The organism is Adlercreutzia sp. St.1H8 (assembly GCF_059728655.1).
Window position 1 is genome coordinate 832,557 of sequence record NZ_AP039376.1, and the last position, 19,317, is coordinate 851,873.

Genomic DNA, 19,317 nt, shown 5'->3' on the forward strand with positions numbered 1-19,317 from the left:
ATGATTGCTGGCGCTTTCCCACGCAGCGCCTCGGTTGCGTAAACCACGGTGTTTTTGGCCAGAAACCTCGAAATCGGCGAAACTCCGGCCCCACGGATGCCGCCCTGCAAAAGCGGCGGCGACTCCGATGGCTCGGCGGCTCCGCCCGGAGCCGCCCCTCCGCCAACCCCCCCCTGAAAGGCCGTCCCCACCCGCTCCTCTTCGAGAGGACCGTTCGCCCCCTCCGTCAGCACTGCGGACGGGCCGTCCCCCCATTCGGCCGCTCCTGCCGGGCTGAGGAAGATTCCGGCCAAAACCACCCCGGTTTACGCGGATCCCCGGATTCTCAAGGCCTCCGCTTTCGATTATTCCCAACTGGCTATCAACTTGACCGGGGAAGAGCGAGCCTCCCCTTCCCCCACGGCGGCCAGGGGACGACAAGATCTGCGTAAACCAAGGGAGTTTTGGCCAGGAACCCCCTCGACGGCCGTCGCCTGACGCCCGGTGCCCCACCACGCCCCCAACGGGCTAGTCGCCGAACCAGGCGCGGGCCAGCGCGCGCACGCCGGGCTCGATGTCGCCCTCGGGAATGGCCGAGAACCCCACGAGCACGCATCCCTCCGGCGCGTTCGCGGTGTTCGCCCAGTAGCGCTTCGTGCCGTAGACCGCCACGCCCTCGCGCTCGGCCGCCTCGATCAGCTCGTCCTGGCTGCGGCCGCCGGGCACGTTCACCAGCAGGTGCAGCCCCGTGCCGTTCTCCAGTATCTTCACCCGGTCTCCCAGCGCGGCGCGCAAGGAGCCGGTGAGCGCCTCGTACTTGCGCCGGTTGCGCACCTGGGCCCGTTGCAGGTGGCGGTTCCACCCGTCGTGCATGAATCGACCGAGCACCGCCTGGTTGAGCCAGGGTACCTCGGCGTAGGACCTCCCGAACGTCGCGCGCCACTGCTCTAGCAGCCGGGGCGGCAGCACCAGGTAGTTCATGCGCAGGGCGGGGGAGAGCGACTTAGAGAAGGTGCCCATGTACACCACGCGCCCCTCGAGGTCGATGTTGGCCAACGGCAGCAGGGCGCGCTCGCGGTAGCGGAAGTCGCGGCAGTAGTCGTCCTCCAGGATGTAGGCGTCGTGGTCGCGGGCCCAGGCGAGCAGGCGCTCGCGCAGGTCGACCGGCATCACCTGGCAGGTGGGGAACTGGCTCGACGGCGTCACGTAGACCAGGTGGGCCCCGCTGGCGTCCAGGTCGGCGAGGAAGCGCTCGTAGCCCCGGCCGATGCGGCAGGGGGCCACGGCCACGCGGGCCCGCTCTATGGCCGACCGCACCCCGTCGTAGCCCGGCTCCTCCATGGCCACCACGGTGTCGCCGGGGAAGAGGGCCAGCAGGTTCTGGACGCTGCTGTGGGTGCCGCCCTGGATCACCACCTGCTCGGAGGTGCAGTGAAGCCCGCGCTGGGTGTTGAGCCGCCAGGCTATCTCGCCGCGCAACTCCTCCTCGCCCAGCGGGTCGTTGTAGGCGTCGCAGCCCACGTTCTCCACCGAGAGCAGGATGTCGTCGGTGATGGCGCGCCAGGCCGCGGCGGGGAAGCTGCCCGGCTCCAGGTCGCCGTAGGTGAAGTCGTAGCGGATGCGGCGCGCCGGCGCGGCATCGGGGGCGGGGCGCCGAGGCGCGTCCATCTCCAGGAACGACACGTCCTGGACCACGTAGCCCGAGCCGGGGCGGCTGGCCACGAGGCCCTCGCTCGTCAGCAGGTGGTAGGCGGTCTCCACGGTGTTGTGGGAGCAGCCCAGGTCGTCGGCAAGGCCGCGGATGGAGGGGAGCTTGCTGCCCATGGGATAGGAGCCGTCCTCGATGCCGTCGTGGATCTTCTGGTAGATCTGCTGGTAGATGGGCACGTCGCTGTGCTGATCGATGAGCATGTCCGCCTCACCGCCTTCGCTGGTAGGGGCCTGCCGCGGGCCCGGGCGAGCGGCGACGGTGCCGACCGTCCTCCTCCGCCTGAGCCAACTGTCCCTGTGATTTTACCGTTCTCTGTCCCTTCCGGGCAAAACCGATGCTTCTCTATCATCCAGTACCATGGAGAGCCAGCGACAGTCGAAGGGGGGGGCCGTGGCTCGAATCGGCACCATAGCCGCCGCCTGCGCCGCCGGACTGGTGGCGCTCGCCGCCGCCTGGGAGGGGACGCGCCCCGCCCTGGGGCTGCTGCGGCCGCCCGGCGCCGGCGCGCCCGCCGCGTTCGACGCCCGCTGCGTCAAGTGCGGCCGCTGCCTGGAGGCCTGTCCCTACCAGGCCATCCACGCGGCACCGCTCGACGCGGGGCTTGCCGCGGGAACCCCCGTCATCGACGCCCGGGTCCAGGCCTGCCGCCTCTGCGCCGGCTTCCCCTGCGCGGCGGCGTGCCCCACCGGCGCCCTCTCCCCGGTGCGGGAGCGCTCCGAGGTGGCCATGGGCACCGCGCGCATCGACGAGGAGCTGTGCCTGTCGTTCAAGGGCATGCGCTGCGAGGTGTGCTACCGAGCCTGCCCGCTCATCGACGACGCCATCGCCATCGACTACCGCCCGCGCGAGGGCGACGACATCCACGCCGTGTTCGCCCCCGTCGTCTACGAGGGACGCTGCGTGGGATGCGGGCTGTGCGAGCAGCGCTGCCCGGTGGGCGACCCCCGCCCCGCCATCCACGTGGAGCCGACGACGGGCGCCTGAGCGCCGCCCGGCCCATCGCGCCGCGACGGCCGGGGCGAGGCAGGCGGGCAGGAAATCGCAACCAGAGGAAAGCAGAGGAGGACAGCATGGATCTCACGCGACGGACGTTCGTGAAGACCACCGCGGTGGCGCTCGCCAGCGCCGCGGCCGCGGGCACCATGGCCACCATGGCCGGCTGCGCGGACGGGGCCGCCAAGGCCTCGAGCGCCCCGACGACCCCGGCGGGAACCACGCGCACCGTGGGCGTGTGCCGCTTCTGCGGCTGCGGCTGCGGTGTGATCGTCGAGGCCAAGGACGGCCGCCTGGTATCGGTCACCGGCGACCCCGAGAACGGGTCGAGCCGCGGTCTGAACTGCGTGAAGGGCTACTACCTGGCCAGCGCCCTCTACGGCGACGACCGCCTCACCACGCCGCTCATCCGCGACGACAAGGCCACCAAGGGCACCCCGGACGGCCTGCGCGAGGCCACGTGGGACGAGGCGCTCGATTTGGTGGCGTCCAAGCTGCGCGAGACGTGGAAGGCCGACAAGAGCCGGCTCGCGTTCTGGGGCAGCGGCCAGCAGCCCATCGTCGAGGGCTACTGCCAGGCCAAGTTCTGGAAGGCCGGCCTGCTCTCCAACAACATCGACCCCAACGCGCGCCTGTGCATGGCCAGCGCCGTCGTGGGCTTCATGAACATCTTCCAGACCGACGAGCCGGCCGGCTGCTACGCCGACATCGACGAGGCCGACGTGTTCGTCACCTGGGGCGCCAACATGGCCGAGGCCCATCCCATGCTCTACTCGCGGCTGACCGCCCGCAAGCTAGCCGACGAGCGCGTGCGCCACTACGACGTGACCACCCTGCGCACCCGCACCTCCGCGAGCGCCGACAAGGTGCTCACGTTCAAGCCGGGCGCCGACATCGCCATCGCCAACGCCATCGCCTGCTACCTGGTGGAAAACGACCTCTACGACAAGGCCTTCGTCGCCGACCACCTGCAGTTCAAGCAGGGGACGGAGGACATCGGCAACGCCTTCGAGGACGGATACGACGCCTCGGAGCAGGGCCAGTCCGTCGACGCCGTCGCCTCCATCACCTTCGAGGAGTACGCCGCGCGCCTCGCCCCCTACACCCTCGAGTACGCCGAGGAGGTCTCCGGCGTTCCCGCCGAGGACATCCGGGAGCTCGCCGAGGTGTTCGCCGACAAGTCGCGCAAGGTGCTCTCGCTGTGGACCATGGGCGTCAACCAGCACAACCGCGGCACGTGGATGAACCACTGCATCTACAACATCCACCTGCTCACCGGCCGCTACGCGCTGCCGGGCGACGGCGCCTTCTCGCTCACGGGCCAGCCCTCGGCCTGTGGCACGGCTCGCGAGGTGGGCACCTTCTGCCATCGCCTGCCGGCCGACCTGGTGGTGGCCCAGGAGCCGCACCGTCGCTACACCGAGGCCGTCTGGAACCTGCCCGAGGGCTACCTCGACGCCATCGCCAAGCCCGGGTTCCACACGGTGAAGATCTTCCGCGAGCTGTCCAAGGGCAACATCGACTTCCTCTGGAGCGCCCACAACAACTGGGCCGTGAGCCTGCCCAACCTCACCCGCTTCCTCGGGCGCGGCGACAAGAAGGGCGTCATCGACGCGTTCATCTGCGTGTCCGAGGTCTACCCGACGCTCTCCACCCAGTACGCCGACGTGGTGCTGCCCGCGGCCATGTGGGTGGAGCGCGAGGGCCAGTTCGGCAACGGCGAGCGCCGCACCGCGGTGTTCGAGAAGGCCGTCGACCCGCCGGGGCAGGCCCAGTGGGACCTGTGGATGCTCATGGAGATAGCCAAGCGGGTTCTGGCCGGCGAGAAGATCGGCGACGAGGACGCCTTCGAGGCGCTGTTCGGAGCGTGGTACGACGCCGAGGCCGGCGAGTTCCGCGGCGACCAGCGCGAGGTGTCTCGCGCCATCTGGGAGGAGTACCGCACCTTCTCCAACCCCTGGCTCAATGACCGCGCGGCGGCCATCAACGAGTCCGCGGCCCTCAAGATGGAGGCCAAGCAGCTGGCCCCCTACGACCTCTACATCGACAACCACGGCCTCACCTGGCCGGTGCGCGAGGTCGACGGCGAGTGGCTGCCCACCCTGTGGCGCTTCTGCGACGGCGACCAGGCCGACGGCTTCGACCAGTACGGTGTCGAGCAGTACGGCGAGCACGACAAGGCCGGCGGCGTGAGCTTCTACAAGTCGGCGGGCAAGCGCCCCTCGGTGGTGTTCCGCCCCTGGGAGCCGCCGGCGGAGGTGCCGGACGAGGAGTACCCCTTCTACCTGTGCACCGGGCGCTTGCTGGAGCATTGGCACACCGGGTCGATGACCCGCCGCGTGGCCGAGCTCGACCGGGCGCTCCCCGAGGCGCTGCTCGACATGAACCCGGCCGATTGCGAGCGCCTGGGCGTGAGCGACGGCGACAGGGTGCGCGTGAGGTCGCGCTACGGCTCCTGCGACATCAAGGTGTCCACCGCGGGACGCACCGCGCCGCCCGAGGGCATCGTCTTCGCGCCGTTCTTCGCCGAGGAGACCCTCATCAACCTGGTGGTCCAGGACGTCTACTGCCCGCTCTCCAAGGAGCCGGACTACAAGAAGACCACCGTGTCCATCGAGAAGATCTAGGGAGGTCAAGGCCCATGAGGAAGAAGATCACCGCCGTCGCGGCCGGGGCCCTGCTCGTCGTGGCCCTCGGCGGCCTCGCCGGATGCGGCGGGACGGACGCGGCCCAGGCCTCGGCCGGCCCTGCCGTCGGCGAGCCGTCGCTCATGCCCGCCAGCCACGAGGGGCGCTTCTACGAGCTGGGGGCCGACGGCTGCTACGGCTGCCACGGCGCCAACGAGACCACCGACCACATGCTGGCCCAGGCCACGCCCCTGCCCGCCGACCACTACGTGGACGGCGACGTGTCCACCTACGAGGTGTTCGGCGCCCGCAGGGAGTGCCTCACCTGCCATCCCCAGGGCTAGGCGGCGCGCGATGGCGAGCAGAGACGCGCGCGCCGGCGCCGCCGCGGGCGCCGAGCCCGTGGTCATCTCGAGCCTGGTGGTGGAGACGGCGCCGGGATGCGCCGAGGCGGCGGCCGAGGCGCTGGCGGCGCTGCCGGGCGTGGAGGTGCACGAGCGCCAGGGCCACAAGCTGGTGGTGACCATCGAGGCCCCCAGCGTGCAGGCCTCCCACGAGCGGGCAAGCTCCTTCATCCAGGTGGAGGGCGTGACGGGCGTGAACCTGGTGTACTGCAACTTCGAGGACGAGTACGCCGCGCGCCGCTGAGGCGCCGCGACAGGCCCGCGAGGGCATCTGGATGAGAGGGAAGGAGGAGCGAGGATGACGGGGAAGACGCGCAGGATGGGCCGCGTCACGGCGGTGCGCCGCGTCGTGCAGTGCGCGCTGATCGTGCTGTTCTGTCTGCCGCTCGTTGCGGCGGGCTGGGGCCTTCTCGGCGGGTTCTCCGGAGGGGATGCGGCCGTGGCCACGCCGGCTGAGGGCGTCTTCTACGGCAGCCTGGCCTCCTCCTCGGTCGGCGGCGTGACGTTGCTCGACCCGCTGGCCGCGCTCCAGGTGGCGGCCTCCTCCCGGGATCTGGCGCCCGCCCTGATGGTGGGTGTGCTTCCCGTGCTCGTGGCCTACGGGCTCGTGCGCGGGCGTGCCTTCTGCGGCTGGGTGTGCCCCGTCAACCTGCTGGGAGAGGCGACCGACTGGCTGCGCCGCCGGCTGGGCATCGAGGTGCGCGAGCGTGCGGTGCCGCGCCATGCCAAGCTGGGCGTGGCCGCGGCGGTGGTGGCCCTGTCGGCCCTGGTGGGCGTGCCGGTGTTCGAGACGTTCAACCCGGTGGGGGCCGTGAACCGCGGCCTGCTGTTCGGGGCCCTCGCCGGCGCGTGGACGCTCGTGGCCGTGCTCGTCTGCGACCTGCTCTGGAGCCGGCGGGTGTGGTGTCGCGCCCTGTGCCCCATGGGCGGGCTCTACGAGGCACTCGGCCGGGCGGGCCAGGTCAACGTGGCCATCGACCACGACGCCTGCGTCCAGTGCGACCGCTGCAAGGCCGTCTGTCTGGCCGATCCCGTCATCCTCGAGCCGGCGCTTTCGGGCGAGGACGTGATCGTCCGTGCCGGCGACTGCCTGGTCTGCGGGGCCTGCGTGGACGCCTGCCCCGCCGACGCCCTGCGCTTCAGACTGGGCCGTCCCCGCAAGCCCGCTTCGGCGCCCGCCGCCTGCGCGCCCGATCCGGCGGCCGCGCCGCCGCCCGGCCCGGCTGCCAGCTGACCGATACCGCCGCGCCCTCCGCGCGGTTCTGACGAGCACCGATCTGACGAAGGAAGGGAGTGACGATGTTCAAGAGCAAGAAGCTGCGCCTCACCGCCGCCGCGCTCTGCGCCACGATGATGGTGGCGGGCCTGGCGGCCTGCGCGCCGCGGGCCAACAACCCCGCGGCCCCCGAGGCCGACCTGACGCCCGCGGCCGACAGCTTCGGCGTCATCAAGGCCGAGGAGTGGGCGGGCCTGTATCCCCACCAGTACGAGACGTGGAAGGCCAACGAGGCTAACGCGCCCGAGGGCAAGGACAACTACCTCGAGACCTACCCTGCGCTCAACACCATGTACAAGGGCTACGGCTTCGCCAAGGGCTATGACGAGGCGGCCGGCCACAGCTACACGCTGCATTCCATCACCGAGACCCCGCGCGTGACCGACGCCACGCTCGCCAACTGCATCACCTGTAAGACGCCCCAGTTCACCGCCCTGGTGAACGAGGAGGGTGATGGGGTCTACGCCGAGAAGTTCAGCGATCTCATCGACCTGTTCGACGAGCCCGTCAGCTGCTACAACTGCCATGGCAACGACCCGACCCAGCTCGAGGTGACCTCCGGCTTCTACCACGGCTCCCTCGGTGATGCGGCCGAGGCCACGCCAGTGGAGGCCCAGGTGTGCGGCCAGTGCCACAACGAGTACTACTTCAACGCCGCCAAGGTGACGAGCAATCCCTACGACAGCCTCGCGGGCATGGACGCCGAGCAGATGCTCGCCTTCTACGACGCCCTCGGCTTCAAGGACTGGGAGCATCCCGATACCGGCGCGCCGCTGCTGAAGGCCCAGCACCCCGAGTTCGAGACCGTCTACGGCGGCCAGCAGTCCCGCATGGCCGCGGCCGGCTTCAGCTGCGCCGACTGCCACATGGCCACGGAGGAGTCCGACACCGGCGCGCGCTACTCCTCCCACGAGCTGGTGAGCCCCCTCGAGAGCCCCGAGCTCATGGAGAAGTGCGGCCTGTGCCATGACGACCTGGCCGGCGAGGTGGCCGCCTGGCAGAAGGGGGTCACCGATCGCGAGCAGGCCATATCCCAGGACATCGTCCGCTACATCGAGAAGCTGGCCTCCGTGAAGGACTCCCTCGATCCCGAGACCCTCGCCCGCGCCCAGCAGATCCATCGCCATGCGCAGTTCTACTGGGACTACGTGATGGTCGAGAACAGCGAGGGCGCCCACAACCCCGAGGCCGCCCATGCCAATCTCGACAAGGCCGAGGCGCTCCTGGCCGAGGGCTTCGCCCTGCTGGCCTAAGGCGGAAGGAGAGAAGTGATGACCGAAGATAAGAAGACCGCCGCCTCCGCCGACGCGGCAGCGCCCGCGGCGAAGCGCAAGGATCGTCGCAAGCTGGCCGTGGTGGCCGGCGTCGTGTGCGCCGTCGTGGTGGTGGCAGGCGCCGGTTTCTGGGTGTGGCACGAGCAGCCGAGCTTCTGCAACGCCATCTGCCACGCGCCGCAGGATCCCATCAACGCCACCTATGACGGCGAGCCGGGCCAAGCCGGCCTCGACAAGTGGGGCAACCCCGTGGACGACATGGGCGACCTCATGGTGGTCCAGCACAAGCAGGCGGGCCTCACGTGCCTGTCCTGCCACGAGCCCACCCTCGGCCAGCAGATCACCGAGGGCCTGCACTGGGTGAGCGGTGACTTCGAGTACCCGCTTGACGAGCGTTCGCTCACCGACCTCAACCACTACCTGCAGAAGGACGATCCCGAGTCCTTCTGCCTGAACGAGAACTGCCACAACATGACCCGTGACGACCTGGCCCAGGCCACCTCCGCGCTGGGGGAGCGCAACCCCCACGTCACCGAGGTGCGCCACGAGCAGATCGAGTGCGGCGAGTGCCACAAGTCCCACCGCCAGTCGGTGAACGCCTGCAGCCGCTGCCATGACGACGCCCCCATCCCCGAGGGCTGGCTCGACGCGCACCAGGCGGCCCAGCTGGACGCGAGCGGGTTTCCGTACTGAGGAGCGCCCTCGGAGGGTCTTTGCGGCCAAAAACACCACGTTTTCCGCGCTTGGCGGGGGTATCCTCCGCAACCTCTCCGGCTGTTTCTGACTGAGAATAACCTTGACCTGGTAAGACGGAGACGATGATTGCCGGCGTTTTCCCACGCAGCGTCGTGGTTGCGTAAACCACGGTGTTTTTGGCCAGAAACCTCGAAATGAGGGAACTTAGCTTGCGAAAGCGGGGAGGCGCGGTGCGTTGGGCCGCGCCTTGCGCCCGCCTGCGTCGCGCGCCTAGCGCGCTGGGGTCACCTGGCCGTCGAAGTCGACGAAGAAGGCCTGGCGGATCTCGGGACGGCGCCGGGCGAAAGCCAGCCCGCGCTCCAGGCCGAGGGCGAGCAGCGTGGTGGAGAATCCCTCGGCGTCGAGCGAGCGGTCGGCCACCACGGTGACGCCGGCCACGTCGGTGGCGACGGGCCAGCCCGTGCGGGGGTCGAGCACGTGGTGGCGCAGCCGCCCGTCGGCCCCGGTGAACGATCGCTCGTAGACGCCGCTGGTCACCGCCGACCCGGCGGCCAGGGGGACGGCGCCCAGCAGGGCGTCGGGGTCGTGGGGCGCTCGCGGGTCGCGGATGCCCACGCGCCAGGGCACGCCGTCCGGCTTGGCGCCGCCCACGGCCACGTTGCCACCCAGGTTGACGATGAAGCCGCCCAGCCCCCGCGCGGCCAGCAGCGCCGACAGCTCGTCGGCTATCCATCCCTTCGCGATGCCTCCCACGTCCACCGCCGCCCGAGGGTCGGCCAGCCGGGCGAAGAAGCGCGCGCGGGCGGCCGTGGCCGGGGGCGCCGCCGGGACAGGCGCGCCGACGGACGTCGTCGGGGCGGGATCGGCGGCAGGCGCGAACGCCGCCTGGCCGCCGTCGGCCTGCGCCGGGGCGTCGCTGACGTCACCCGCGTCCTCGCGCCAGAGCTCGATCTGGCGCCAGTCCACGTGGCGCACCGCCTCGGCCAGGGCGGCTGGTTCGGGCTCCACGCCGGCGTGGAAGTCCCACAGGCGCACGGCCGGCCCCACGGTGACGTCGAAGGCGCCCTCGCTCGCGGCGCAGTAGCCGAGCGCGGCCTCCATCAGGGCGAAGGTGCGCGCGTCCACCTCCACGGCCACACCGCCGGCGTCGTTGAGCCGCGCGACGTCGGAGTGGGGCAGCGTGCGCGAGAGCAGCCGCTCGTAGACGCGGCAGAGCGCCACGGCCTCGTCGAGCGCGGCGGCCACCGCGTCGCCCGGTCCGTAGGCCGCGATCTCCGCCACCGTGTTGAAGGCCAGGAACCGCACGCCGCTGGGTGCGCCGTCCGACGCGGGCCACGTCTCGTGCCAGTCCTCGCCGGGTATGGGGTCAACCGCGTTCATGGGCCTCCTCGCCGTCGCATCCTGCCGAGCCGGCGCGCCGTCGTGCCGCGCCTCGTCTCCCATTGTAAGGCCCGCGCCCGCCCAGGTCGGCGTTCGCGGCCATTTCGTCGAGTCTTCCGAGGCTCCAGACCCCTTCCGGACGCGATTTCCTCCCGCGCCTCGCCGGTGAGAAAACGCGACCTAGGGAAGCGTCGCGAGCGTGCCGTCCAGGGATCGCGCCGTCTTCGGAACACTCGACGAAATGGCCGAGAACGCTTCCGACCCCCCGATTTCCCGCCCCGTTCGTTCTCGCGGTGCCCCGGACGCGCGCGGGCTCGCCTGCCCGCGCCCCGCGCCTCTCATCCCGCGCCCCGCCCCTGTGCCTCGGGCCTCCGCCCGACTTCTGCGCAGGCTTCGTGGACGTCCCGTGACAGGACAGAACCACTTGGCTCGCCGCCTCGCGGGAGGGGCCTGCCTGCCCCGTAGAATGATCCGGTCCGCCAATCCGGGAGGCGCGTCCTCCCGCCACCGTCAGGAGGTTCCCATGGACATCCAGAACGTCACCGTGGCCGGGGGCGGTGTCCTCGGCAGCCAGATCGCGCTGCAGAGCGCCTATAAGGGCTTCGCCGTCACCTTGTGGCTGCGCAGCGAGGGCTCCATCGAGCGCACCCGCCCCAAGCTCGAGCGCCTGCGCGGCATCTACAAGCAGACCCTCGAGGCCCTCAAGACCGACCCGTCCGCCTTCTGCCGCGGCCTTGCCGATTCGCCCGACGTGCCGGCCGACCAGATAGACGCGCTCATCGCCAAGGTGGACGAGGCCTTCGACTCCCTCGTGCTCACCACCGACAAGGCCCAGGCCTTCGGCGGCGCCGACCTGGTCATCGAGGCCATCGCCGAGGTCATCGACGAGAAGGAGGCCTTCTATTCCTCCATCGCCGACATGCTGCCCGATCGGGCCATCCTGTGCACCAACTCCTCCACGCTGCTCCCCAGCGCCCTGATGGGCTTCACGGGACGGCCGGACCGCTTCCTGGCCCTGCACTTCGCCAACAACATCTGGAAGAACAACACTGCCGAGGTCATGGGCACCGCCGAGACCAGCCCCGCGGCCTACGAGGCCGTGGTCGCCTTCGCCCGCGCCATCGGCATGATCCCGCTCGAGCTCAAGAAGGAGCAGCCGGGCTACCTGCTCAACAGCATGCTCGTGCCGTTCCTCAACGCCGCCGAGGCGCTTCTGGCCAACGACGTGGCCGACGTGGAGACCATCGACAAGGCGTGGATGCTCGGCACCGGCGCGCCGCTCGGCCCCTTCCGCATCCTCGACATCGTGGGCCTTGTGACGGCCTACAACATCGTGGCCGCCAGCCCGGCCGCCCAAGAGCCCGGCAGCACCGCCGCCCGCATCGCGGCGCTGCTCAAGGCGCGCATCGACGAGGGCAAGATCGGCATCAACGCCGGCGAGGGCTTCTACAAATATCAGTAGGGGAGGGCCGTCGTCAGGCTCCGTCATGCATCGACGGGGGCCCTACGGCTCGGGACGCGCGACGAGGGGGCTGCCGAGCCCCTTGGGCGCGCGCCGGTGAGGCAGGGCCCCAGGGACGCGCCGATGGGCGCTGCGGCCCGTGCGCCCGGCGGCGGCTCGTCCTCGCTGCACGAGCCGCACGTCGTCGAGCGACATGGCTGCCCTGCATTGACAGGCTTGGCCGGCTTCCGCGTCGCCGCGCGGCCCTTGGCCGTCGCGGGCGCGCCGTCGTCCGGCTGCGGGGCCGTGACGTGCGCGAACAGACGGCCGGCTCGGGCGATCCTGGCTTCAGCCGGGCCGTCTGCGCAGAGCCCCGTGCCCCCGTACCCCGCCTCCTTGCCCCGTCCGCCCCGGCCGCGCCGGTGGCCGCATCAGCGGCAGCCTCCGGCTGACCTATACTGGTGTCCCGCCCGACCCGCGGAGGCGCGTGCCGCGTCGCGCCGGTCGGCTGCGGGCACCAGTGAGTTCCGAGCAGAGGGGAGTCGAAGGATGAAGAAGCTTGAAGGACGGGTGGCTATCGTCACCGGTGCGAGCTCGGGCGTGGGCCGCGGCGTGGCCAAGGTGCTCGCCCAGAACGGCGCGAAGATCTGCGCTTGCGCCCGCCGCCTCGAGAAGCTCGAGGAGCTCCAGGCGGAGGTCGAGGCCTTCGGCGGCGAGGTGCTGCCCGTGGCCTGCGACGTGACCGACGTCGGCCAGATCAGAAACGTGGTGGCCCAGTGCGCCGAGCGCTTCGGCGGCATCGACATCCTCGTGAACTGCGCCCAGGGCGCCATGCAGTACCGCGAGATCAACGACATCGACGAGGCCTACGCCCTGGAGGCCTTCGGGAGCGGGGCTTTGGCCACGCTGATGTTCATGAAGGAGTGCTTCCCCTACCTGAAGGAGAGCGGCCGCGGGCGCATCATCAACACCGCCTCGGCAGCCGGCTACGACGGCAACGCGGGCTTTGGCGCCTACGGCATGGCCAAGGAGGCCATCCGCGCCATCACGCGCACGGCAGCCAGCGAGTGGGGGCAGTACGGCATCACGGCCAACGTGTTTCTGCCCATCATCGCCACGGACTTCTTCCGCGAGACCCAGCCGGCAGCGCTGAAGAGCCTGGAATCGAAGACGCCGCTCGGTCGCATCGGCACCACCGAGGAGGACTGCGCGCCGCTCATCGTGTTCCTCGCCAGCGATGAGGGCAGCTACTTCACTGGCCAGTCCTACATGGTGGACGGCGGCATCCACAAGCACTCGTAGGGGGGCGGGCCCATTACCGGTCGTCTTGGGGGGCGTCCCGCCGGTGCGCGAGGCGCCCTCAATTGACTTAAAGCTAACTCCAATCTCTATGATGCGGGGCGGACGTGCGTCCGAGAGCCACCCCGAGAGTCAGGAGACATCATGGAGAGCAACTGCATCGCCGACGCCGCGGCCTTCGCCGCCGCCACCGCCTTTCCGCTGGGCAAGCCCAACGACGCCTACGCTGCCTACTTCTCGGGGCGTAGCTTCCTGGCGCCCGTGTCCGCCGACCAGGTGTTCATCGCCAACGTCACCTTCGAGCCGGGCTGCCGCAACAACTGGCACGTCCATCACGCGGAAGCGGGTGGCGGGCAGATCCTCATCTGCGTGGGCGGCCGCGGCTACTGCCAGTTCGAGGGCGAGCCGGCCGTGGAGATGCGCCCCGGTGACTGCGTGAACATTCCTGCCGGCGTAAGACACTGGCATGGCGCCGCGCCCGGCAGCTGGTTCTCGCACCTGGCCGTGGAGGTACCGGGGGAGGCCGCGTCCACCGAATGGCTCGAGCCCGTCTCCGACGAGGAGTACGCCGCCCTCGCCTAGGGCGCGCCGTTCTGCCGCGCCCTGTGGGGTGGATGCGCGCGTCTTGCGGTGCGACAGGGGGTGCTCTGGCGGATTCTGGCCATTTTCGCTGCGTTTTACGCTGACTCGGATGGAACCTGCCAAAGGCTGAATCCGTTGACCTGGGCCTATGCCGACGTCTGGGCTTCACAGGGGCCTTTCCGGACGATCATGCAGCGTAAACCATGGGAAAAATGGCCAGAATTTCGCCGGGCACCCTTGGGGACTCCCGCAACCTTGCCACGCCCCGTGGGGCGAATGCGCGTCTTGGGCCGCGCGCCGTGCGGTGGGGAGTTGCCCCGGTTCTGCACCTTGCGATTTCGCCGCCCGCCGCGTCTTGCCCTCCTCCTGTGCGATTCAGCACCTGGCCTGGGGCGCGAGCGACCTCATGGCGCAATGTCGCCGCCCGCCGCCGCGTTCTGATCCCGGCGCTGCGCCCCCAGCTGCGCTGCGCTTTTCTGGCGCAACGCCCCGCCTTCTGGCGTCGTGCCGCCTTAGCGCGCCTCGCTCCGGCGCCGCGCCCTGATCCCGGCATAGCGTCCTCGGCCGTGCTACGCTGCCTCGGCGTCACGCCCCGCCCCTTCGCCCCTCCCGCAGGCGGGCTCGCTCGGTCTCGTAGGCGGAGCCAGTCCGCGCGTCGGCGGGCTTGTGCGTCCTTGTGGGCGAACGAGGCGCTCCTGCCGATTTCTGGTCATTTTACCCACGGTTTACGCAGTTTCAGGTAGGGCCGGCCGGAGGCTGACTCTGCCGACCTGGGCAAATGCTAGCGATCGGACTCTGCGAGGACATTCCCGGGCGATCGGGCCGCGTAAACCGTGGGTAAAATGGCCAGAAATCGGCAACGGACGCCTTCTGTTCGGAAAAAGCCGTGGACGTGCCCCCCTCTGCCGTGGCACCCGCCTTCCGTCGCCCCCCCGCGCCGCCCCGCCGCGGCCATTCCCGCGCCCCCGCCCGCGCTCGCGCCCCGTCCAAACTACACCAGCTGGGTGATGCCCCGATGCCCGGCGAGCCGCTATGATGGCTTCGGGGATTGCGCCGTCCTGTTGGATTTCTCGCCAACCGCACCTTTGACGGCGTTCCAACATGGTAGATACTGTGCAGAAGAAGCACGCATCCCGCAGGGACATCGCACGCGGGCCTTCGACGGTCGCGCGGCGTGGGGAAGAGAAAGGCAGGGGCATGAACGCGAAGATGAGAAGGCGCCTCATGGCGGTATCAGGCGTCATCGTGATCGTCCTTATCCTGGTGCTCGCCTTCGTGGGCGGCAACACGGCGGCGAAGACGGTGTCGGTGGCCGAGGCCGCCGAGCTGTCCGATCCCGGCCAGAAGGTCCAGGTATCGGGCAACGTGGTGGCCGACTCGTTCTCCACCGACGACAACGTGCTGACCTTCAGCATCTACGATCCCGAGGGCGACCCGGCCACGCACCTGGCGGTGCGCTATGGCGGCGCGGCGTCCTCCACCTTTGGCAACGACGTGACCGCCATCTGCACCGGCAAGGTGGGCGACGACGGCGTGCTGGAGGCCACCGAGCTCGTGACCAAGTGCCCCTCGAAGTACGAGAGCGCCACCGATGCGCTCACCGTGGGCCAGCTCCTGGGGTATGGCGAGTCCATCCACGGCAAGGTGGTGAAGGTGTCCGGCACGGTGGGCGCGGGCACCCTGGGCCCTGCGGGCCAGGACGTGCGTTTCAGGCTCACGGATGACGAGGCCCTGAGCGTCACGCTGCCCGTCGCCTATGACGGCGCGCTGTCCGACGAGGTGACCGACGGCTCGGCCGTGGTGCTCACCGGCGCGCTCGATGCTGACGGCTCCTTCATCGCCACCGACGTCGCATTGGAGGCCTAGCATGGGCTTGTCGCTTCTCGGCCTGCTGGGCCTGCTCATCGCGTTTGCCTCCTGCGCGCTCTCCCTCGTGTGCCTGGGCGTGGGCCGCTTCCTCGGACGGCGCGATCCCTCTCGCGGCGAGACGCTCGCTTGGGGCGGGCGCGTGGCCGTGGTGGTGGGCGCGCTCGGCCTCACCTTCTGCTGTGCCATCCTCGTGTGGTGCTTCTTCGCCGGCGACATCTCCATCGAGTACGTGGTGCGCAACCGCTCGGACGCCGTGGGCGAGATGGGATGGCTCTTCCACCTGGCGGGCCTGTGGGCCGGCCGGCAAGGGTCGCTGCTGTTCTGGGCGTGGCTCATCGCCGCGTTCAACCTGGTGGTGGTCGTGCGCACCCGCAAGGATGCCCGCCCGCTCGACGACGTGGCGCTGCTCGTGGCCCAGCTCGTGCTGGCGGCCTTCGTGGGCGTGCTTCTGTTCTCGCAGGACAACATGCCCTTCACGGCGCTCGACCCGCGCTATGTGGGCGCTGACGGCCAGCTCACGGGAGCGGCGGCCCTCTGGGGCATGAACTCGCTCCTCGAGCACTGGGCCATGGCCATCCATCCTCCCACGCTCTTCATCGGGTACGCGGGCCTCACCGTGCCGTTCGCCTATGCCATCGCGGCCCTCGTCGTGAACGACGACTCGCCGCGCTGGGTGGTGCGCTGCACGCCCTATGCCGTGTTCTCCTGGCTTTTGCTGGGCGTCGGCATCGGGCTCGGCGCCGTGTGGGCCTACGTGGTGCTCGGCTGGGGCGGCTACTGGGGATGGGATCCGGTCGAGAACGCGAGCCTCCTGCCGTGGCTCGTGGGCGTGGCGCTCATCCACTCGTTCACCGTGTACCGCCAGCGCGGCGCGTTCAAGCGCTGGAGCGTCATGTGCGCCTGCGTCACCTTCGCCTTCGTCATCTTGGGCACGTTCATCACGCGATCGGGCCTCGTCCAGTCGGTGCATGCCTTCGAGGGCGATCCGGTGTCGCTCGTGCTGTTCCTCGCGCTCATCGTGGCGTCGCTCGCGGCGGGCGCGGTGGGGCTCATCGCGCGGCGGAAGAGCTTCGGCGCGGTGACGGCCGGGGGCGATGACATCGAGTCGATGGCCTCGAAGGAGGCCGCGTACTACGTGAACAACCTCATCATGGTGGTGTTCGCGGTGCTGCTGGCCTACTTGACCATCTCGAGCGCGCTGCCGTCCTTCCTGCCCTTCGGCGGCCAGGCGCTCTCGGCCGGCACCTACAACGCGGTGGCCCGCCCGCTCGGCATCGTCTACTGCGCGCTCATCGCCGTGTGCCCGCTGCTCGGCTGGCACCGGACCGACCCGGCCGCCTTCTGGCGCCGCGCCCGCGTCCCGGGCCTGTGCGCCCTCGCGCTGTTCGCCGTGCTCATGTTCTACTTCTGCACCTACCTGCTGCCTAGCTACGACGCCGTCGTGGCCGCCGGCGGCTCCGGCGCCGAGGGCTTGCTGGAGCAGGGCCCGGCGTGGTACTACAACGGCCTGGCAGTGGTGGGCTTCGCCGTGGCGAGCCTGCTGTTCTTCAACGCCGCGTTCATGGCCGCCAAGGTGGTCGCCCGCGCCAAGGGCGCCTGGCGCACCCGGTTCCCGGCCCTCGGCGGCGCGGTGTGCCACGCGGCCATGGGCATCATCCTCGTGGGCCTCATCGGGTCGTCGCTGTACGTGACCGAGCAGGTGACCTACCTGCCCTACGACGAGGAGGCCGACGCGGTGGCCGAGCCCCTCGTCATCCAGGACTTCGAGCTCGTCTACACCGGCAACGCCATCACCGAGCTGGATAACGGGGACGACATCCTCTACACCGTCACGTTCGACGTCTACCGCGATGGCACCTACGTCGGCTCGGTCGATCCGTCGGTGCAGCTCGTGAAGTCCACCCAGCAGCAGAAGCTCGTGGCGAGCGTCATCGGCTTTCCGCTCGAGGATCTCTTCGTCGTTTACCGCGGCATGAGCGCCGAGGGCGCGTTCTCCATGGACGTGCGCGTGAACCCGCTCATCAGCCTCGTGTGGGTGGGCTTCGGCCTGCTCATGGCGGGCGGCCTGGTGGCCCTGTTCGCCAAGCGCTCCGTCCGCCGCGCGGAGGGGGAGGGCGCCGCCGAGGAGCCCGCGAAGCTCGCTGAGCCTGCGGTGGCGGATGCCGTGCCCGCGGCTGTCGCAGAGGCGGAGCCCGCGGACGCGGAGGGCGCCGAAGACGCGAAGGCGCCGGTCACGCCCGCTGCCGAGGAGGCGCCTGCGGTGGCGGATGCCGCGCCGGTCGCCCTCGGGGAGGCGCCCGCCGCCGAGTCGCCCGAGGATCCCGCGCGATGAGCGCGGCGCCCGGCACGCCTGCCGTGCCCGCCATCCGCTGCGAGGGGCTCACCAAGGCATTCGGCACGCGCAAGGCCGTCGACGACCTCACCTTCGAGCTGCCCCAGGGCGCGTTTCTCTCGGTCTTCGGCCCCAACGGCGCCGGCAAGACCACCCTTTTGCGCCTGCTCGCCACGCTCGCCCGCCCAAGCGCCGGGAGCGTGGCCGTCAACGGCGTCGACCTCAAGGAGGAGCCCGACCGCGCCCGCGCGTCCATCGGCCTCATCTCGCATAACGCCATGCTCTACCCCGACCTCACGGCCGAGGAGAACCTGCTGCTCTACGCGCGCCTCTACGGCGTGCCCGAGCCGGAGCGCCGCGTCGTCGAGCTTCTGGATGCGGTGGGCCTCAAGCACCGGCGGCTCGATCGCGTGCGCACCTTCTCGCGCGGCATGACCCAGCGCGTGTCCATCGCCCGGGCGCTTGTGAACGATCCGGCGGTGGTGCTGCTCGACGAGCCCTACTCGGGGCTCGACCCCCACGCCATCGACATATTCGACGACCTCATCGGGCGCGTGCGCGACGGGCGTACCTTCGTCATGGTCAGCCATGACCTGGAGAAGGGGTTCCGCCTGGCCGACCACGTGCTCGTGATGGCTCGCGGCCGCGCCGTGTCGTTCGGGTCCAAAGACGCCCTCGACCCGGAGGAGTTCCGCGCGCTCTACCGCTCCACCGTCGGATCGGGGGTGGCCTAGATGGATACCTGCCGTGCGCCCTCGGCCCTCGCGCAGTACCGCGTCCTGCTCATGAAGGATTTGCGCCAGGAGTTCCGCACCAAGGAGATGCTCGTCTCCATGGGCATCTACGCGCTGCTCGTCATCGTCGTGTTCGGCGTGGCGCTCTCCTTCGCGCGCCCCGGCGCCGACTTCCTCGAGGTCTCGGGCGGGCTGCTCTGGGCGCTCGTCGTGTTCACGTCGCTTTTGGGCCTCAACCGCTCGTTCAGCCATGAGACCGAGAACGGCTGCCTGGAGGGGCTTTTGCTCGCACCGCTCGACCGCGGCGTGGTGTTCCTGGCGAAGGCCACGTCAAACCTCGTGTTCCTGGGGATCGTCGAGATTATCGCCGTGCCGCTGTACTGGGTGTTCTTCTCGTCCTTCGCCGCGCCGGCTGCCACGGCCGCGCTCATCGTCGTGCCGCTCGTGCTCGGGTCGGTGGGCATCGCCGGCATCGGCACGCTGCTGTCCACCATCACCGCCGCCACCCGTGGCAAGGACGTGATGCTCGCCCTGCTGTTCGTCCCCATCGTCTTCCCGCTGCTCTACGCGTGCGTGTCCGCCACCACCGCGGCGCTCGTGGGGGGCGTGCTCATGGAGGAGGCGTTCGCGACCTCGCTTGCGCTCGCCGCCGGCTACGACGTGATCATGCTGCTGGCGTCCTGGGTGCTGTACGATTTCGTGGTGTCGTAGGCGCGCCCG

Annotated in this window: 16 protein-coding genes; 14 read left to right on the forward strand and 2 right to left on the reverse strand. The window is 70.2% G+C overall.

All coding sequences use genetic code 11. The features are described from left to right. Window positions 1-507: 507 nt before the first annotated feature. Window positions 508-1,890, reverse strand: coding sequence for a MocR-like pyridoxine biosynthesis transcription factor PdxR (gene pdxR, locus AC6I0Y_RS03010; protein WP_160710296.1), 1,383 nt, complete (start codon window positions 1,888-1,890; stop codon window positions 508-510). Window positions 1,891-2,080: 190 nt separating this feature from the next. On the opposite strand from pdxR, the gene AC6I0Y_RS03015 reads away from it, so the two are divergent. The 7 genes from AC6I0Y_RS03015 (at window position 2,081) to AC6I0Y_RS03045 (ending at window position 8,957) form a co-directional block, all read left to right on the forward strand. Next, window positions 2,081-2,674, forward strand: a complete 594-nt coding sequence (locus AC6I0Y_RS03015; protein ID WP_497733014.1) for a 4Fe-4S dicluster domain-containing protein — start codon at window positions 2,081-2,083, stop codon at window positions 2,672-2,674. 86 nt (window positions 2,675-2,760) lie between these two features. Next, on the forward strand, window positions 2,761-5,310 hold the full coding sequence (locus AC6I0Y_RS03020) for a molybdopterin-dependent oxidoreductase (protein WP_497733016.1): 2,550 nt from the start codon (window positions 2,761-2,763) through the stop codon (window positions 5,308-5,310). 14 nt (window positions 5,311-5,324) lie between these two features. Beyond that, window positions 5,325-5,654 carry a nitrate reductase cytochrome c-type subunit gene (locus AC6I0Y_RS03025; protein ID WP_497733018.1) on the forward strand — a complete coding sequence of 110 codons (330 nt, stop codon included), beginning with the start codon at window positions 5,325-5,327 and terminating at the stop codon, window positions 5,652-5,654. 10 nt (window positions 5,655-5,664) lie between these two features. Continuing rightward, window positions 5,665-5,958 carry a chaperone NapD gene (locus AC6I0Y_RS03030; protein WP_201751049.1) on the forward strand — a complete coding sequence of 98 codons (294 nt, stop codon included), beginning with the start codon at window positions 5,665-5,667 and terminating at the stop codon, window positions 5,956-5,958. A gap of 54 nt (window positions 5,959-6,012) precedes the next feature. After that, entirely contained in the window at window positions 6,013-6,948 is a 936-nt protein-coding gene (locus AC6I0Y_RS03035) for a NapH/MauN family ferredoxin-type protein (RefSeq protein ID WP_497733021.1), read from the forward strand. A 65-nt stretch (window positions 6,949-7,013) separates the two neighbouring features. Next, entirely contained in the window at window positions 7,014-8,243 is a 1,230-nt protein-coding gene (locus tag AC6I0Y_RS03040) for an ammonia-forming cytochrome c nitrite reductase subunit c552 (RefSeq protein WP_160710287.1), read from the forward strand. Window positions 8,244-8,261: 18 nt separating this feature from the next. Beyond that, window positions 8,262-8,957 (forward strand): cytochrome c3 family protein, encoded by a 696-nt coding sequence (locus tag AC6I0Y_RS03045; RefSeq protein WP_497733023.1) that lies wholly within the window; start codon window positions 8,262-8,264, stop codon window positions 8,955-8,957. 273 nt (window positions 8,958-9,230) lie between these two features. Here AC6I0Y_RS03045 and AC6I0Y_RS03050 read toward each other — a convergent pair whose 3' ends face one another. Beyond that, entirely contained in the window at window positions 9,231-10,340 is a 1,110-nt protein-coding gene (locus AC6I0Y_RS03050) for an FAD:protein FMN transferase (protein ID WP_497733025.1), read from the reverse strand. 523 nt (window positions 10,341-10,863) lie between these two features. Between AC6I0Y_RS03050 and AC6I0Y_RS03055 the strand changes: the two genes are divergently transcribed. The 7 genes from AC6I0Y_RS03055 to AC6I0Y_RS03085 all read left to right on the forward strand — a co-directional run bounded on the left by AC6I0Y_RS03055 (window position 10,864) and on the right by AC6I0Y_RS03085 (window position 19,308). After that, complete coding sequence (locus AC6I0Y_RS03055; protein ID WP_497733027.1) at window positions 10,864-11,802, forward strand: 3-hydroxyacyl-CoA dehydrogenase; 939 nt, start codon at window positions 10,864-10,866, stop codon at window positions 11,800-11,802. Between the two features lie 528 nt (window positions 11,803-12,330). Further along, window positions 12,331-13,083 carry an SDR family NAD(P)-dependent oxidoreductase gene (locus AC6I0Y_RS03060; protein ID WP_160708937.1) on the forward strand — a complete coding sequence of 251 codons (753 nt, stop codon included), beginning with the start codon at window positions 12,331-12,333 and terminating at the stop codon, window positions 13,081-13,083. 141 nt (window positions 13,084-13,224) lie between these two features. Further along, window positions 13,225-13,662 (forward strand): cupin domain-containing protein, encoded by a 438-nt coding sequence (locus AC6I0Y_RS03065; protein WP_497733029.1) that lies wholly within the window; start codon window positions 13,225-13,227, stop codon window positions 13,660-13,662. A gap of 1,224 nt (window positions 13,663-14,886) precedes the next feature. Beyond that, window positions 14,887-15,528, forward strand: coding sequence for a cytochrome c maturation protein CcmE domain-containing protein (locus AC6I0Y_RS03070; RefSeq protein WP_236643366.1), 642 nt, complete (start codon window positions 14,887-14,889; stop codon window positions 15,526-15,528). Between the two features lie 7 nt (window positions 15,529-15,535). Continuing rightward, window positions 15,536-17,863, forward strand: coding sequence for a heme lyase CcmF/NrfE family subunit (locus AC6I0Y_RS03075; protein ID WP_160708947.1), 2,328 nt, complete (start codon window positions 15,536-15,538; stop codon window positions 17,861-17,863). Then, window positions 17,860-18,597: an ABC transporter ATP-binding protein gene (locus AC6I0Y_RS03080; protein WP_160708931.1), complete on the forward strand. Its 738-nt coding sequence runs from the start codon at window positions 17,860-17,862 to the stop codon at window positions 18,595-18,597. Before AC6I0Y_RS03075 ends, AC6I0Y_RS03080 begins: the two co-directional genes overlap by 4 nt. Further along, complete coding sequence (locus AC6I0Y_RS03085; protein ID WP_160708929.1) at window positions 18,598-19,308, forward strand: heme exporter protein CcmB; 711 nt, start codon at window positions 18,598-18,600, stop codon at window positions 19,306-19,308. Window positions 19,309-19,317 lie beyond the last annotated feature (9 nt).

What these genes read in the sequence shown, in the direction of transcription:
- AC6I0Y_RS03040 (WP_160710287.1), top strand. Translation starts at nt 7,014, where the DNA reads ATGTTCAAGAGCAAGAAGCTGCGCCTCACCGCCGCCGCGCTCTGCGCC.
- AC6I0Y_RS03025 (WP_497733018.1), top strand. Translation starts at nt 5,325, where the DNA reads ATGAGGAAGAAGATCACCGCCGTCGCGGCCGGGGCCCTGCTCGTCGTG.
- AC6I0Y_RS03030 (WP_201751049.1), top strand. Translation starts at nt 5,665, where the DNA reads ATGGCGAGCAGAGACGCGCGCGCCGGCGCCGCCGCGGGCGCCGAGCCC.
- AC6I0Y_RS03035 (WP_497733021.1), top strand. Translation starts at nt 6,013, where the DNA reads ATGACGGGGAAGACGCGCAGGATGGGCCGCGTCACGGCGGTGCGCCGC.
- AC6I0Y_RS03085 (WP_160708929.1), top strand. Translation starts at nt 18,598, where the DNA reads ATGGATACCTGCCGTGCGCCCTCGGCCCTCGCGCAGTACCGCGTCCTG.
- AC6I0Y_RS03080 (WP_160708931.1), top strand. Translation starts at nt 17,860, where the DNA reads ATGAGCGCGGCGCCCGGCACGCCTGCCGTGCCCGCCATCCGCTGCGAG.
- AC6I0Y_RS03070 (WP_236643366.1), top strand. Translation starts at nt 14,887, where the DNA reads ATGGCGGTATCAGGCGTCATCGTGATCGTCCTTATCCTGGTGCTCGCC.
- AC6I0Y_RS03020 (WP_497733016.1), top strand. Translation starts at nt 2,761, where the DNA reads ATGGATCTCACGCGACGGACGTTCGTGAAGACCACCGCGGTGGCGCTC.
- AC6I0Y_RS03065 (WP_497733029.1), top strand. Translation starts at nt 13,225, where the DNA reads ATGGAGAGCAACTGCATCGCCGACGCCGCGGCCTTCGCCGCCGCCACC.
- AC6I0Y_RS03060 (WP_160708937.1), top strand. Translation starts at nt 12,331, where the DNA reads ATGAAGAAGCTTGAAGGACGGGTGGCTATCGTCACCGGTGCGAGCTCG.
- AC6I0Y_RS03050 (WP_497733025.1), bottom strand. Translation starts at nt 10,340, where the DNA reads ATGAACGCGGTTGACCCCATACCCGGCGAGGACTGGCACGAGACGTGG.
- AC6I0Y_RS03055 (WP_497733027.1), top strand. Translation starts at nt 10,864, where the DNA reads ATGGACATCCAGAACGTCACCGTGGCCGGGGGCGGTGTCCTCGGCAGC.
- AC6I0Y_RS03045 (WP_497733023.1), top strand. Translation starts at nt 8,262, where the DNA reads ATGACCGAAGATAAGAAGACCGCCGCCTCCGCCGACGCGGCAGCGCCC.
- pdxR (WP_160710296.1), bottom strand. Translation starts at nt 1,890, where the DNA reads ATGCTCATCGATCAGCACAGCGACGTGCCCATCTACCAGCAGATCTAC.